The following is a 14487-nucleotide window of genomic DNA, read 5'->3' as shown; positions in this document are numbered from 1 at the left end:
CCGACGTGAGCGCCATCCCCCCGGACACCACCCGCCGACCGCCGGCGAAGGCCCGACGCGCCGGGCGGGCGGCGCTGGTGGCGGCGGTGTGCGCGGCACTGGCCGCGACGGTGACGGGCTGTGCCGCGGACGATCCGGACGCCGGCACCAACGGGGTCGGCAAGCTGCCCGCCCAGCAGATCGAGGCCAAGGCGCGGGCCGCCGCCGCCAGGACCGACACCGTCCGGCTCTCCGGAAAGGTCGTCAGCCAGGGCAGCACCTACACCCTGGACATGCGGCTGGCCAAGGACGGCGCCCGCGGCGAGCTGTCCACCAAGGCCGCCTCCTTCCAGCTGCTGCGGGTCGGCGGGGCGCTCTACCTGAAGGCGGACGCGGCCTTCTGGGCCGGGGAGAAGGCCGGTGCGGGAGCCGGCCCCGACACCACCGCCGCCAAACTCGGCGACAAGTACGTCAAGGTGCCCGCCGCCGACCCGGTCTACCAGCGCTTCAGCGGCTTCACTGACAAGGACACCCTGCTCGCCGGACTGCTCGGCCTGCACGGCGAGCTGACGGTCGGGAACCACACGACGGTCGGCGGGGTCCGCACCGTCCAGGTGGCCGCCGGCGCCGGCTCCGGCGGCACCCTCGACGTCTCCCTGGAGGGCACGCCGTACCCGCTGCGGCTCCAGCGCGCGGGCGGCGCGGGTGAACTGAAACTCGCCGACTGGGGCAAGGCCGTGGACCTCAAGGCCCCCGACCAGGACCAGGTCGTCGACTACGGCAAGCAGATCTCGCGGACCGGCACCGGCTGACGGCCGCGGGCCCGGACGGGCGGGTCAGCCCTTGCGGCCCCGGCGCAGCAGCTTGGGCAGCGCGGCGGGGGCCGGCCGGCGGGTGATCGCGGGCGAGGCCGCCGGCGGCGCGGCGTGCGAGTCGTCCGGCATCAGGCCGGGGCGCTGCACCGCCTCGCCGGCCGGTGTCAGCCGCAGCACCCGGCACTCCCGGGCCCAGCGCTCGGCGATGGTGTCCGCGTCCGGTGCGTTGAGCCGCTTGCCCTTCAGCTCCTCTACGGTGGTCTGCCACTCCTCGCTGCCGGGCGGGAGTTCGCGGACCTCGGCCGGCCAGGCGACGAGCCGGCCGCCCTTGTCCTTGCTGCGGACGGTGACCGTCGCGGTGCCGCCGTCGACCAGCCCCAGCGCGGCCAGCGGCTGCTCACCACTGCCGGTGCGCCGCGCGCCGGCTCCGCGCTCCGGGTCCTCGGCGGCCGAGTCCCCGACCAGGCAGGCCGCTCCGTCGTGCCAGACGTGCCACAGCGCCCGCGCCGGGCCGGTCGCCCCGCGGACCCAGATCAGGCCGGACTTCTTCGTGGCCTCTTCGACGAGCGCCTGATCCAGCAGGGCCTGCGACACGGTCTCCTCCGTCATGGCCCTCAGCCTAATCGGCCCGGTGGTGGGGGCCCGGGGGCGCCCAGGCGGTGAGACTCCGCGCGGCCGGCGCGTCCCCGAGGGGCCGGGTCACAGCCAGCCGTTGCGCTTGAAGCCGCGGTGGATCCCCAGGCAGATGCTGACCGTGACCAGCATCATCGCCGGGTAGCCGTACTTCCAGTGCAGTTCCGGCATGTACTGGAAGTTCATGCCGTAGATGCCGGCGATCATCGTCGGGACGGCGAAGATCGCCGCCCAGGCGGTGATCTTGCGCATGTCCTCGTTCTGCGCGACGGCGGCCTGCGCGAGGTTGGCCTGGAGGATGGAGTTCAGCAGGTCGTCGAAGGACAGCACCTGCTCGTTGACCCGCGCCAGGTGGTCGGCGACGTCCCGGAAGTACTTCTGGATGTCGGCGTCCACCAGCCGCATCGGGCGCTCGCTCAGCAGCTGCATCGGCCGCAGCAGCGGGGACACCGCGCGCTTGAACTCCAGTACCTCGCGCTTGAGTTGGTAGATCCGCCCGGCGTCGCCGCCCTTGGCCGTGCCCGGTCCGCCGGCCCCTTTGCCGCCGGCGCCCTTGCCGTTGGTGCCGGAGCTGAAGACGTCGATCTCCACCTCGTCGATGTCGTCCTGGACCGCGCCGGCCACCGCCATGTAGCCGTCCACGACCTGGTCGGCGATGGCGTGCAGCACCGCGGACGGGCCCTTGGCCAGCCGCTCCTGGTCCTCCTGGAGGCGGTGCCGCAGGGCGCGCAGCGAGCCCTGGCCGCCGTGCCGGACGGTGACGATGAAGTTCGGGCCGGTGAAGCACATCACCTCGCCGGTCTCCACCACCTCGCTGGTCGAGGTCAGCTCGGCGTGCTCGACGTAGTGCACGGTCTTGAAGACGGTGAACAGGGTGTCGTCGTACCGCTCCAGCTTGGGTCGCTGGTGGGCGTGGACGGCGTCTTCCACGGCGAGCGGGTGCAGCCCGAACTCCTGGGCGATACCGGCGAATTCGGCCTCCGTCGGCTCGTGCAGGCCGATCCAGACGAAACCGCCCTCGTCCCGGACGCCGGCGATCGCCTCGGCCGGGGAGAGGTGGCCGGGCATTCGGTGGCCGTCGCGGTAGACACCGCAGTCGACGACGGCACTGTTGGCGCAGGCCGGGGCGGGGGACTCGGTGCGGTACGGGGAATCGTCACGGCGCCGGGCCGGGCGGACGGCGGCGCGCAGGTCGCGGATCATCGACATGGCAGGCTCCTTCGGGCCGGCCGTCAGAGCCGTGGCGCGGGGCGCAACGCGGCCCGGAACGAGGACGTACGAGGCGGCGTTGGCCGTACGTCCGCAAAGCGGGCGGCGCTCGGTGCGGGGGCTACTGACGGCAGTTCGCTGACATCACGGAAGTAAGAGTCGAAGGCGCTCTTCCGTCATCTGCGTCCGGAGCAGGAGAACTTCACAGGTTTCGCCGCGTTGCGGCTGGGTACGGAAGCTCTCGGATCAGAAGGTTCGCTGCGGGAACAGAAAGACGGGAGAACTGCCGGTACTGCACGGTCGACTCGGATCCACCGCAGCCCCACCTCCTCCGGCCGGTCCCCGTTGGGGGACGACGTCATTCCCTGAGCAGACGGCAAGGCTATCAGCCGTCCGTAGCGCTCAGGCGCGCCTTTGCACGTTCCATACGAAACGCAGTGCGAAGCCGCTGGTCGCCGACTGCCCGGGGGGAGGCATCCGGGTGCGGGGCCGACACCTATGCTCGGCCCATGTCTGACGTTCTTGAGCTGGTCGAGGCCCGGTTGCGCACGGCGCTGGGCGAACCGGACGCGCGTGCCGCCGTCACCTTCCTCGGCACCGACCGCATCGAGGTGCTGCGCTTCGTGGACGGGGACGTGCTCCGCTACGCCACCCTCGGGATGTCCGCCCAGCCGATGGCCGACCCCACCGCGGTGGTCGCCGACCCCCTCCGCGGCCCGCGGGCCGAGCTCCTGCTCTCCGTGCGGGCCGGCCGCGCGGACACCGACAAGGTGCTCCGGCCGCTCGCCGTCCTCGCCGCGTCACCGCAGGTCGAGGGTGTGGTCGTGGCCTCCGGGGCGTCGTTGGACGTGGGGGATCCGCTGTGGCCCGGGGCGCCGTTCACCTCGGTGCTGGTGGGGGCGCCCGGCGGCCTCGTCGAGGACCTGGAACTGGATGAGCCGAGGGAGTCGGTGAGATTCCTGCCACTGCTGCCGATGACGCCGAACGAGGCCGCCTGGAAGCGGGTGCACGGCGCCGAGGCGCTCCAGGCGCGCTGGCTGGAGCGCGGGACCGATCTGCGCGATCCGCTGCGCACGGGCGTCGCGCTGGACTGACCGGACCGCGGGCACGGCCCGGCGCCCCGCCCGCGCGGCACTGCGGACGGGGCGTGAGTTCCTGGGTGGTGCCTACGAGTTGGCGAAGGCCGGGACCCCGTCCCCGGTCGTGTGCCGGGGTTCCGGTTCCTCGGCGGGCAGGGCCAGGGCCCGGCGGCGGACCGCGACGATGCCGGCGCCGACCGCCGCGGCCAGCGCCGCGACCACGAACGGGATGTGCGGGTCGGTCGATTCCGCGATCTTCGGGGCCAGGAACGGCGCGGCCGCCGCCGCGAACCACCGGACGAAGTTGTAGCCGGCGCTGGCCACCGGGCGCGGCGTGTCCGAGACGCCCAGCGCCAGTTCGGTGAAGACGGTGTTGTTCAGGCCGATGAAGGCGCCGGAGAGGACGGTGCAGACCACCGCGATGGTGTGGCCGCCGTAGCCCAGGACGCCCAGGTCGACGGCGAGCAGCAGCAGCGAGCCGCCCAGCACCCGCAGCGAGCCGAAGCGCTTCTGGAGCCGGGGCGCGAGGAGCACCGAGAAGATCGCGAGCAGCACGCCCCAGGCGAAGAACACCCCGCCCGAATTGTACGGGGACATGTTCAGCACGAACGGGGTGAACGCCAGCACCGTGAAGAACGCGTAGTTGTAGAAGAACGCGGAGGCGGCGGCGGAGGCCAGCCCGCCGTGGCCGAGCGCCCGGATCGGGTCCAGCAGTGAGGTCTTGCGGGCCGGCCGGGGCTGCTCCTTGAGGAAGACGGTGATGGCCAGGAACCCGATGGCCATCAGGACCGCGGTGCCGAAGAAGGGGTAGCGCCACTTCATGTCGCCCAGGACCGCGCCCAGGAGCGGGCCGCAGGCCATGCCGAGCCCGAGCGCCGACTCGTAGAGCAGGATCGCCGCCGCGCCGCCGCCGGCCGCTCGCCCGCCACCGCCCGTGGGGGAAGCGCTGTGCGACGCCCCTATGGGATGCGCCGCGCCCACGATCACCGCAAGCGAGGTGGAGACGAAGAGTGCGTTGCCCAGGCCCCAGCCGGCGCGGAAGCCGACCAGTTCGCCGACCGAGGACGAGGTGCCGGACAGCGCGGCGAAGACCACCACCAGGGCCAGTCCGGTGAGCAGCGTTCTGCGGCTGCCGATGCGGCTGGAGACGAAGCCGGTGACCAGCATCGCGACGGCGGTGATCAGGAAGTAGGAGGTGAAGAGCAGGGAGACCTGGCTGGTGGAGGCGTTCAGGCCCTTGGCGATGGACGGGAGGATCGGGTCGACCAGGCCGATGCCCATGAAGGCGACGACCGAGGCGCCCGCGGTGGCCCAGACCGCCATCGGCTGGCGGAGGAGCGAGGGGCCGCCCGCCTCTCGCCCGCCACCGCCCCGGGCGGAGTCGCCGTGCGATGCCCTCAGGGGGTCGCCGAAGGGATCGTCGTGGGTGCCGCCGCCGCGGCCACTGCTGTGCATGCCGGGGTTCCCCTTCCTGCTCCGGTGCGTTCGCCGATAATCGTTGCTGTTTACACATAATGGGCCGGACCCCTGAAAGGTGCAAGCTGCAACTAAATATTCGGGGGGTTCGGTGCGGCGGCGGGAAGCGGTCAAGTGTGCGGTGCGGTACGTGATTCGGGGCACACCGGTCGGGTGATCGTCCTTGACGGGACGGCGGCCCAGGAGGACCGTTGGTCGTTATGAGGGGCGAACCCAGTTGCCCGAAGTGCGGAGGCCGGGTACGGGCGCCCGGTCTCTTTTCCGATAGCTGGCAGTGTGCCGCCCACGGCACCGTGCACCCGCTCCAGCCGGTCGTCCCGCCGAGCGTCGAGGCGCTCGGCGTTGTCGTGCACCGGGCCCAGGTGCCGGTGTGGATGCCCTGGCCGCTGCCGGTCGGCTGGCTGTTCACGGGGGTGGCCTGCGCCGGCGACGACCGCAGCGGCGGCCGGGCGACGGCGGTCGCCTGCTCCGGTCCCGGCCCGCTCGGCGGCCCCGGTGAACTCCTGCTGATCGCCGAGGAGCTCGGCGTCGGGCTCGGTTCCCGCTACGCCGGTATCGACGGTCCCGACCCCGGGCCCCGTCTGAGCGTCGGCAAGCCGCCGAACGCCAAGGTGCTGGCCGCCGGCCGCCCGACCCCGATGTGGCAGGTCCATGGCGCCCCGGCGGACCGTGCGGTCTTCGCGGGTGAGGCCCGCGGACTGTGGCTGTGGGCGATCGCCTGGCCCGAGCAGTCCGGGCTGCTGATGTACGACGAGCTGGTGCTGACGGATCTGCGGGAGGCCGGTGCCGAGGTGGATCTGCTGCCCTGTGGGGCGCTGTCGCCGAGGATTCTCAGCTGACGAGAGCGCCGCGACTTCGGTTCCTCGGTCCGGAGCGGGGTCCGCCTGGCGGGCGCATGTTCGGGCGCCCGGTATCCTTCCTGTAGTCCGTGGAAGTGCCCTGTAGTCCTTACGGTGCCCCGCGGTGCGGTGCCCGGACCCCGGGTCCACCGCCGTGTCCGTCCCTCAGCAGTCTGGAGCCTGTGCCGTGCGTATCGATCTGCACACCCACTCCACGGCCTCCGACGGCACGGACACCCCCGCGGAGCTGGTGCGCAACGCCGCGGCCGCCGGTCTGGACGTCGTCGCGCTGACCGACCACGACACCGTCGGCGGGTACGCCGAGGCGCGCGCCGCGCTGCCCGAGGGGCTGACGCTGGTCACCGGCGCCGAGTTGTCCTGCCGGCTCGACGGGGTCAGCCTGCACATGCTCGCCTACCTCTTCGACCCTGACGAGCCGGAGCTCGCCCGCGAGCGGGAGCTGGTCCGGGACGACCGGGTGCCGCGCGCCCGGGCCATGGTCGGCAAGCTGCGCGAGCTGGGCGTCCCGGTCACCTGGGAGCAGGTGGCGCGGATCGCCGGCGACGGCGCCGTGGGGCGGCCGCACATCGCCACCGCCCTGGTCGAGCTGGGCGTGGTCGGCTCGGTCTCCGACGCCTTCACCTCCGAGTGGCTGGCCAATGACGGCCGGGCCTACGTGGAGAAGCACGAGCTCGACCCGTTCGACGCGATCCGGCTGGTCAAGGCGGCCGGCGGGGTCACGGTCTTCGCGCACCCGCTCGCCGTCAAGCGCGGCAGCTGCGTCCCGGAGGGCGCGATCGCCGAACTCGCCGCGGCCGGACTGGACGGCATCGAGGTCGACCACATGGACCACGACGACCCGACCCGCGCCCGGCTGCGCGGACTGGCCGCCGACCTCGGACTGCTGACCACCGGCTCCAGCGACTACCACGGCAGCCGCAAGACCTGCGGTCTCGGCGACTGCACCACCGATCCCGAGATCTACGGGGAGATCGTGCGCCGGGCCACCGGCGCCTTCCCGGTCCCCGGCGCCGGCGGCTGAGTCCGCGGGCACCGGCCCTCCGGCCGGTCGCCGTACCGCACGCTCCCCCGAGTGGGGCGGGCCTGCGCCCCCCTCTTTCCCACGGGCCGTACCCCGGTCGTGCCGCGTCCGGTCCCGTGCGTCTTCCCTTCCTTCGTCCATACCACCGCAAGGCCAGCACCGTGTTCGACGTCGCCGTCTTCAGTACCCTCTTTGTCACCCTTTTTGTGATCATGGACCCCCCGGGCATCACCCCGATCTTCCTCGCCCTGACCTCCGGCCGCCCGGCCAAGGTGCAGCGCCGGATGGCCTGGCAGGCGGCCACCGTCGCGTTCTGCGTGATCGCCGTCTTCGGGCTCTTCGGCAAGCAGATCCTCGGGCGGCTGCACATCACCACGCCCGCGCTGATGATCGCCGGCGGGCTGCTGCTCCTGCTGGTGGCGCTGGACCTGCTGACCGGCAAGTCCGAGGAGCCGACCCAGACCAAGGACGTCAACGTCGCGCTGGTGCCGCTGGGCATGCCGCTGCTGGCCGGGCCGGGCGCGATCGTCTCGGTGATCCTCGCGGTGCAGCACGCCGACGGCGTCGCGTCGCAGGTCGCGGTCTGGACGGCGATCGCCGCCATCCACGTGGTGCTCTACCTGGTGATGCGGTTCTCGCTGGTGATCATCCGGGTGATCAAGGACGGCGGGGTGGTGCTGGTGACCCGGCTGGCCGGGATGATGCTCTCCGCGCTCGCCGTGCAGCAGATCATCAACGGTGTGACGCAGGTGATCCAGGCGTCCTGAGCGACTCCGGATACGAAGACGCCCCCGTACGGCGTGTCCGTACGGGGGCGTTCGCGCGTCTTCGTCATGTCGTCGGAGCGCGGGTCGGCGGTGTCGGCGCTCAGCAGACGGCAGCGGTGTCGGCCGGGCGGATGTAGATGCGCTGCCCTATGGCGGCGGCCTGCTGCACGATCTGGTTGACGGAGGCGGCGTCCACGACGGTGCTGTCCACGGCGGCGCCGTCGACGTCGTCCAGGCGCATGATCTCGAAGCGCATGCGGCTTCTCCCTTCGTCTGATCCTCCTGAGGAGAACTCTTTGACAGGACTTGCCCGGCTTCGTTGCCGGGCGTTCCGTATGGGTACAACGAGCCTACAGCTGAAATGATTCCCTACGCTAACGAAAAGTTTTGATGGTCTAAGGAATGCGTGTGCGGGGAGGGGAGTGGTTGTGCCCGTCGAGCGCCCGCCAGGACAATGGATCCCGCAATGAGCAACCCCCAGCCCACGGGCACCACCGACCTCACGGCGCTCGCCGCCGGCATCGAGCGCACCAACGAGCTGCTCACCCGGGTCCTCGCGGAGGTCGCCACCACCCCGTCCACCCACGCGGTCTTCGCCGACGCGGGCTACGTCTACGCCGCCACCGGGCGGCTGGTCGCCGGTACGGAGGACCGCAAGGCGTTCGAGCTGGACGCCGAGGGGATCATCGAGGCGTTCATCGACAAGGCCCGGACGATCTTCCCGGACAGCCGGCTGCTGCGGGTCTACTGGTACGACGGCGCCCGCCGCCGGATCCACACCCAGGAGCAGCAGCGGATCGCCGAGCTGCCCGACGTCAAGGTCCGGCTCGGCAACCTCAACGCCCACAACCAGCAGAAGGGCGTCGACTCGCTGATCCGCACCGACCTGGAGTCGCTGGCCAGGCACCGGGCGATCACCGACGCGGTCCTGATCGGCGGCGACGAGGACCTGGTCTCCGCCGTGGAGGCGGCCCAGGGCTACGGCGCCCGGGTCCACCTGTGGGGCATCGAGGCCCCGGGCGGCCGCAACCAGGCCGAGCCGCTGATGTGGGAGGTGGACAGCGCGCGCACCTTCGACCTGGACTTCTGCAAGCCGTACGTCACCCGGCGGACGGCCGGCGAGTGCCCCGAGCCGGGCGCCGGCGAGGGGCCGGCGCCGACCCGCGAGGAGGTCCGGTTCGTGGGGGCGCGGGTCGCCGCCCAGTGGCTGTCGGAGCGCGGCCCGGCCTGGATGGCCGAACTGCTGCCCGGCCATCCGTACCTCCCCGGCGCCGTCGACCAGGAGCTGCTCACCGCGGCGGAGGCGCTGCTGAAGCACTCCCTGCGCGGCCACGCCGATCTGCGGCGGGTGCTGCGCGACGGGTTCTGGGACCACGTCCAGGGGCGTTTCTAGGGTCTTCTCGGGGGGCTTCCGGCTTCCAAGGGCGCTGCTCCGGCGGCGGCGAGGGTCAGCCGACGTCGCTCCAGAAACCCGCGAGCGCCCCGGCGGCGAGGATCAGGCGACATCACTCCAGAAACCCGCGAGCGCCCCGGCGGTCTTTTCCGGGCGTTCGGCGTTGGGGGAGTGCTCGGCGCCCTCGACGACCGTGCGCCGGGCGGAGAGCCGGCGGGCCATCGCGTCCATCAGCGGCACCGGCCAGGCGTAGTCGACGGCCCCCGAGACGACGTGGAACGGCAGCCCGGTGCGGGCGAGTTCGGCGACCCGGTCGGGCTCGGTCAGCATCTGCCGCCCGGTCGCCATCAGTTGCTCGGGGACGGTGTTCAGCCAACGCTGCCGCAGGAACGAGGCGATCTCCGGCGGTAGTGCGTCGTGCGCGGCCGGATCGGAGGTGCCCCCGGCGTCGGCCGGGGGAGCGTCCAGCGCCCGCATCGCCTCCCACACCTGCTCCATGCCCATCGTGCCGAGCGCCTCGATCAGCATCCGCACCCGGGTCCGCTGGGCCGGGTCGATGGCGGCCGGCCCGGAACTGAGCACGGTCAGCGAACGGAACGGCGCCGGGTCGTGCAGCACCGCGGCCCGGGTGACCAACCCGCCGAGGGAGTGCCCCAGCAGGTGCAGCGGGCCGTCGCCGGGCTCCCTCAGGGCCTGCGCCTGGGCCAGTACGTCGAGCGCCAACTCACGCTGTCCGTAAGCCTGTTGGTCGCGCGGTCCGAAGGACTCGTGCTGTCCGCGGCCGTCCACCGCGACCGCCCGGAACCCGGCGGCGGCGAGCGGCGCCAGCAGCGCGATGAAGTCCTCCTTGCTGCCGGTGAAGCCGGGGACGAGGAGGGCGGTGCCGATCGGGGCGCCGTCGGGGCGGGCGTCGTGTGCGGCGAACGCGCCGCGTTCGGTGTCGAGCCGGTACGCGCGGGCGCACGGCGGCAGTGTGAGGGTGGGCGGCCTGCTCATGGGCCGAGGCTATCGGGACGGCCGGGGAAATCCCGCCCCGGACGCCGGCGCCGCCGGGGCCCGGAAAGCCGGCGACCCGGCGCCCGCACGAGGCGGGGCCGGGTCGTCAGGTGCCGTCGGGCCGGGCGGGATCAGCTCTCGGCCGGTGCCTCCGAGGGCTGCGCCTTCTTGGTGGCGGCCCGCTTGCGGGTGCGCTTGGGCTTGGCCTCCGCGCCGTCCACCGCCTCCGCGGCAGCGGCCTCGGGGGCGGCCTCGGCGGCCTTGGCGGCGGCGGTCTTCCGCGTCCGCTTGGGCTTGGCCGGCGCCTCCCCGTCGGTGGCCTCGGCCGCGGCGGGCTTGGCGGCGGCCTTGGCGGCGGTGGTCTTGGCCGCGGCCGTCTTCCGGGTGCGCTTGGGCTTGGCCGGGGCGGCGTCGGCGTCGGCGCCCTCGGCCGTCGCCACGGCGGCTTCGGCCTCCGCCGCGGGCTGCGCGGCGGCGGTCTTCCGGGTCCGGGTCCGCTTGGGCTTGGCCGGCGCCTCGGTCTCCGCGACGGCGGCGGTCACCGCGGTGCCCTCCGCCGCGTCCACGGCGGCTTCCGCGGCCTCGGCGGGCGCCGCCTTCTTGGCCGCGGCCCGCTTGCGGGTGCGCTTGGGCTTCTCCGGGGCGGCGTCGGCACCTTCGGCCGTCGCCACGGCGGCCTCGGCCTCGGCCACGACCGGAGCGGTCGCCTCCGCAGCCTGGCTCACCGGCTCCACCGGAGCGGTCGACGCCGTGCCCTCCACTGCCGTCTTGGCGGCACTGCGGGTCCGGCGGCGGCGCGGCTTGGCGGCCGGCTCGCGGTCCGCCTCGGCGTCCGGACCGGCCGCGGGGGCAGGCACCGTGACGGCCTCGGCGACCGTACCGGCCGCGGTCTCGCGGACCTCGGCCACGGCGGCCTCGGTGGCAGCGGCTGCCACCGCGCCACGGGTGCGGCGCCGGCGCCGGGGCGTCCGCGGTGCCGCGGCGGCCTCGGTGCCCTCGGCGGTGCGCACCGCGGTGTCCGCCGCCTCCGGCGTGCCCGCGGCGGCCGACTCGTCCAGCGCAGCCCCGCCGCGCGTGCGGCGGCGCTGGCGCGGCGTGCGGGTGCGCTGGGGCTCTTCCCGGGTCTCCTGCTCGGCCCGCGCCCCGGACCGCCGGCCGCGCCCGCGGCCGCCGGTCTCGCCGAGGTCCTCCAGCTCCTCGGCGGCCAGCCCGGCCCGGGTGCGCTCGGCGCGCGGCAGCACGCCCTTGGTGCCCTCGGGGATGTCGAGCTGCTCGTAGAGGTGCGGCGAGGTGGAGTAGGTCTCCTCCGGCTCGTCGAACGGCAGGTCCAGCGCCTTGTTGATCAGCTTCCAGCGCGGGATGTCGTCCCAGTCGACGAGGGTGACCGCGGTGCCCTTGGCGCCCGCCCGGCCGGTGCGGCCGATGCGGTGCAGGTAGGTCTTCTCGTCCTCGGGCGACTGGTAGTTGATGACGTGCGTCACGCCCTCGACGTCGATGCCGCGGGCGGCGACGTCGGTGCAGACCAGAACGTCGACCTTGCCGTTGCGGAAGGCGCGCAGCGCCTGCTCGCGGGCGCCCTGGCCGAGGTCGCCGTGGACCGCGCCGGACGCGAAGCCGCGGCGGGCGAGCTGGTCGGCGATGTCGGCGGCGGTCCGCTTCGTGCGGCAGAACACCATGGCCAGCCCGCGGCCCTCGGCCTGGAGCATGCGGGCGACCATCTCCGGCTTGTCCATGGAGTGCGCCCGGTAGACGTGCTGGGTGATGTTGGCGACCGTCGCGCCCTGGTCGTCCGGGGCGGTGGCGCGGATGTGCGTGGGCTGCGACATGTAGCGGCGGGCCAGCGAGATGACCTGGCCGGGCATGGTCGCCGAGAACAGCATGGTCTGCCGCTTGGCCGGCAGCAGCTGGATGATCCGCTCGACGTCGGGCAGGAAGCCCAGGTCGAGCATCTCGTCGGCCTCGTCCAGGACGAGGGTGCGCACCTGCGACAGGCTGAGCTTCTTCTGGCCCGCCAGGTCGAGCAGTCGGCCGGGCGTGCCGACGACCACGTCGACGCCCTTCTTCAGCGCCTCGACCTGCGGTTCGTACGCCCGGCCGCCGTAGATCGCCAGGACCCGGACGTTGCGCACCTTGCCGGCGGTCAGCAGGTCGTTGGTGACCTGCTGGCACAGCTCGCGGGTGGGCACGACCACGAGGGCCTGCGGCGCCTCGGTCAGCTGCTCGGGCGTGGCGCGGCCGGCCTCGACGTCGACGGGGACGGTGACCCGCTCCAGCAGCGGCAGGCCGAAGCCGAGCGTCTTGCCGGTGCCGGTCTTGGCTTGGCCGATGACGTCGTTGCCGGAGAGGGCGACGGGGAGCGTCAGCTCCTGGATGGGAAAGGGGGAAACGATGCCGACGGCTTCCAGGGCCTCGGCGGTCTCGGGGAAAATCCCGAGATCTCGGAACGTCGTAGACAGAGTCTTGCCTCTTCTGTGAGACGCGGCGAGAGGCGGCGAAGGGGGTCGTACCGCACCGTCGTACGGGTTCGTACGGCGCCGGCCCGATGGGCCGGACGGCGCGGGACCACTGCCAACGCTCAGGCACTCCTGCCGCGAGCGGTATCCCTCCTGCTGTGCGCACGTCGCGTACGCGCCGCGGGGGAGGGCGGTCGGGTGGAGCCGATCGGGCCACCGACCGGGCATCCGCTTTCGTGGAACGACCCACCGATACTCGGCGGGTCCTTTAGCACTGTACCCCGGATATCGCGTGTGAATCCGAAGGCGTGTATGACTGAGGAATTCATCACGGCGCGCCGCACCGGTCCAAGCGATCACGCGAACGGGTGGTCGAGCCATGGCTGACCAGGGCCTTCCCAGGCCCCTCGGGCGGGCTATTGTGCCGGTCATGGAGACGCCTGACAACGCTGCTGCTGACGCGCAAGAACACACCGGAATCGCCGCCCAGGACTGGGCCCGGGCATCCGCTGACCCGCAGTACCGGGCCGCTGTGATCGATCTGCTCGGCGCCCTCGCGTACGGCGAACTGTCCGCCTTCGAGCGCCTGGCGGAGGACGCCAAGCTCGCCCCCACGATGGACGACAAGGCCGAACTGGCCAAGATGGCCTCGGCGGAATTCCACCACTTCGAGCGGCTCCGCGACCGGCTCGCCGAGATCGAGGCGGAGCCGAACGAGGCGATGGAGCCGTTCGCCGCGGCGCTGGACGAGTTCCACCGCCAGACCGCGCCGTCGGACTGGCTGGAGGGCCTGGTCAAGGCGTACGTCGGCGACTCGATCGCCAGCGACTTCTACCGCGAGGTCGCGGTCCGGCTGGACGCCGACACCCGCGACCTGGTGCTCGCGGTGCTGGACGACACCGGGCACGCCACCTTCGCGGTGGAGAAGGTCCGGGCCGCCATCGAGGCCGAGCCGCGGGTCGGCGGGCGGCTGGCGCTGTGGGCCCGCCGGCTGATGGGCGAGGCGCTCTCGCAGGCCCAGCGGGTGGTCGCGGACCGCGACGCGCTCTCCACGATGCTGGTGGGCGGGCTGGCCGACGGCTTCGACCTGGCCGAGGTCGGCCGGATGTTCTCCCGGATCACCGAGGCGCACACCAAGCGGATGGCCGCGCTGGGCCTCGCGGCCTGACGGCACCGGGGCGGGGTGCGTTCCGCACCGGCCTCGAACGGGGCGCCGGACGGTCAGCAGGCCGTCCGGTGGCCCTTCAGCGGGGCGGCCGGGCTGGGGGCACCTCCCGGCGACAGCCGGGGGAGGGGCCGGCGGCGCGGCGGGCGCACCAGGACCGACAGCAGCGCGGCGCCCACGGCGAACGCGGCGACCATCACCTGGACCGGGTGGCCGGGCCCCAGGATCGACCGGGTCAGCAGCGCGCCGAGCAGCGCCGCGACCGGCCCGGTGGCCAGCGTCAGGACGCGGTCGGGGAACCGCTCGGGCAGCCATCGCCGCGCGGACAGGGCGATGGCGAATCCGACGATCACGGCGCCGAGCGCTTCCCAGATCATGCTGTTCCCTCCCGCGTGACGAGGCCGATCGGACGAACAAATCGGTCGTAGGCGGTCGTACCCAGGGGCCGCCGGAGACAACCCTCCGGCCGGGGCCCGCTTGTCCGGTCAGCGTGCGCCTCCGTCCGGCCATCGGGCAAGGGATTTCGGAGGCGGATTCCCGGGCCGCACCCGGCAGCGGGGACGACACAGGGCGGCGGCCCGGAGAGTGGCTCTCCGGGCCGCCGCCCTGCGTCAGTGACGGCGCCTCGGCGCCGGCGTGGT

The 14487-nt window shown here is 73.2% G+C and carries 14 protein-coding genes; 7 read left to right on the top strand and 7 right to left on the bottom strand.

All coding sequences use genetic code 11. The features are described from left to right. Positions 1-5: 5 nt before the first annotated feature. Positions 6-791, top strand: coding sequence for a hypothetical protein (locus tag CG747_RS02740; protein WP_100599933.1), 786 nt, complete (start codon positions 6-8; stop codon positions 789-791). A 24-nt stretch (positions 792-815) separates the two neighbouring features. Here the strand turns inward: CG747_RS02740 and CG747_RS02735 are convergent, their stop codons facing one another. Further along, positions 816-1403: a hypothetical protein gene (locus tag CG747_RS02735; protein WP_100599932.1), complete on the bottom strand. Its 588-nt coding sequence runs from the start codon at positions 1401-1403 to the stop codon at positions 816-818. A 90-nt stretch (positions 1404-1493) separates the two neighbouring features. Further along, complete coding sequence (locus tag CG747_RS02730; protein ID WP_100599931.1) at positions 1494-2636, bottom strand: magnesium and cobalt transport protein CorA; 1143 nt, start codon at positions 2634-2636, stop codon at positions 1494-1496. Positions 2637-3145: 509 nt separating this feature from the next. Here CG747_RS02730 and CG747_RS02725 point away from each other — a divergent pair. Beyond that, a complete protein-coding gene (locus CG747_RS02725; protein ID WP_100599930.1) occupies positions 3146-3730 on the top strand; it encodes a suppressor of fused domain protein in 585 nt (194 codons plus the stop codon). 72 nt (positions 3731-3802) lie between these two features. On the opposite strand, the gene CG747_RS02720 is transcribed toward CG747_RS02725, so the two are convergent. Further along, a complete protein-coding gene (locus CG747_RS02720) occupies positions 3803-5038 on the bottom strand; it encodes an MFS transporter (protein WP_257980190.1) in 1236 nt (411 codons plus the stop codon). A 353-nt stretch (positions 5039-5391) separates the two neighbouring features. Between CG747_RS02720 and CG747_RS02715 the strand changes: the two genes are divergently transcribed. The 3 genes from CG747_RS02715 (at position 5392) to CG747_RS02705 (ending at position 7839) form a co-directional block, all read left to right on the top strand. Beyond that, positions 5392-6030, top strand: a complete 639-nt coding sequence (locus tag CG747_RS02715) for a DUF6758 family protein (RefSeq protein WP_100599928.1) — start codon at positions 5392-5394, stop codon at positions 6028-6030. A gap of 187 nt (positions 6031-6217) precedes the next feature. Next, positions 6218-7072 (top strand): PHP domain-containing protein, encoded by an 855-nt coding sequence (locus CG747_RS02710; RefSeq protein ID WP_100599927.1) that lies wholly within the window; start codon positions 6218-6220, stop codon positions 7070-7072. Positions 7073-7233: 161 nt separating this feature from the next. Beyond that, entirely contained in the window at positions 7234-7839 is a 606-nt protein-coding gene (locus tag CG747_RS02705) for a MarC family protein (RefSeq protein WP_100599926.1), read from the top strand. A gap of 100 nt (positions 7840-7939) precedes the next feature. On the opposite strand, the gene CG747_RS47760 is transcribed toward CG747_RS02705, so the two are convergent. Continuing rightward, positions 7940-8095: a hypothetical protein gene (locus CG747_RS47760; RefSeq protein ID WP_180985352.1), complete on the bottom strand. Its 156-nt coding sequence runs from the start codon at positions 8093-8095 to the stop codon at positions 7940-7942. 210 nt (positions 8096-8305) lie between these two features. Between CG747_RS47760 and CG747_RS02700 the strand changes: the two genes are divergently transcribed. After that, positions 8306-9232, top strand: coding sequence for an NYN domain-containing protein (locus CG747_RS02700; protein ID WP_100599925.1), 927 nt, complete (start codon positions 8306-8308; stop codon positions 9230-9232). A gap of 102 nt (positions 9233-9334) precedes the next feature. Here the strand turns inward: CG747_RS02700 and CG747_RS02695 are convergent, their stop codons facing one another. Together CG747_RS02695 and CG747_RS02690 are read right to left on the bottom strand one after the other, a co-directional pair. Further along, positions 9335-10228: an alpha/beta fold hydrolase gene (locus tag CG747_RS02695; protein WP_100599924.1), complete on the bottom strand. Its 894-nt coding sequence runs from the start codon at positions 10226-10228 to the stop codon at positions 9335-9337. A 131-nt stretch (positions 10229-10359) separates the two neighbouring features. Then, positions 10360-12909, bottom strand: coding sequence for a DEAD/DEAH box helicase (locus CG747_RS02690; RefSeq protein ID WP_100599923.1), 2550 nt, complete (start codon positions 12907-12909; stop codon positions 10360-10362). 202 nt (positions 12910-13111) lie between these two features. Between CG747_RS02690 and CG747_RS02685 the strand changes: the two genes are divergently transcribed. Continuing rightward, positions 13112-13849 (top strand): ferritin-like fold-containing protein, encoded by a 738-nt coding sequence (locus CG747_RS02685; RefSeq protein WP_100599922.1) that lies wholly within the window; start codon positions 13112-13114, stop codon positions 13847-13849. A 53-nt stretch (positions 13850-13902) separates the two neighbouring features. On the opposite strand, the gene CG747_RS02680 is transcribed toward CG747_RS02685, so the two are convergent. Further along, positions 13903-14223: a hypothetical protein gene (locus CG747_RS02680; protein ID WP_100599921.1), complete on the bottom strand. Its 321-nt coding sequence runs from the start codon at positions 14221-14223 to the stop codon at positions 13903-13905. Positions 14224-14487 lie beyond the last annotated feature (264 nt).

Source organism: Streptomyces sp. CB02959 (genome assembly GCF_002803155.1).
Taxonomy (GTDB): domain Bacteria; phylum Actinomycetota; class Actinomycetes; order Streptomycetales; family Streptomycetaceae; genus Streptomyces.
Note: the sequence above shows the minus strand (reverse complement) of the source record. Positions and strands in the feature narration are given on the sequence as shown.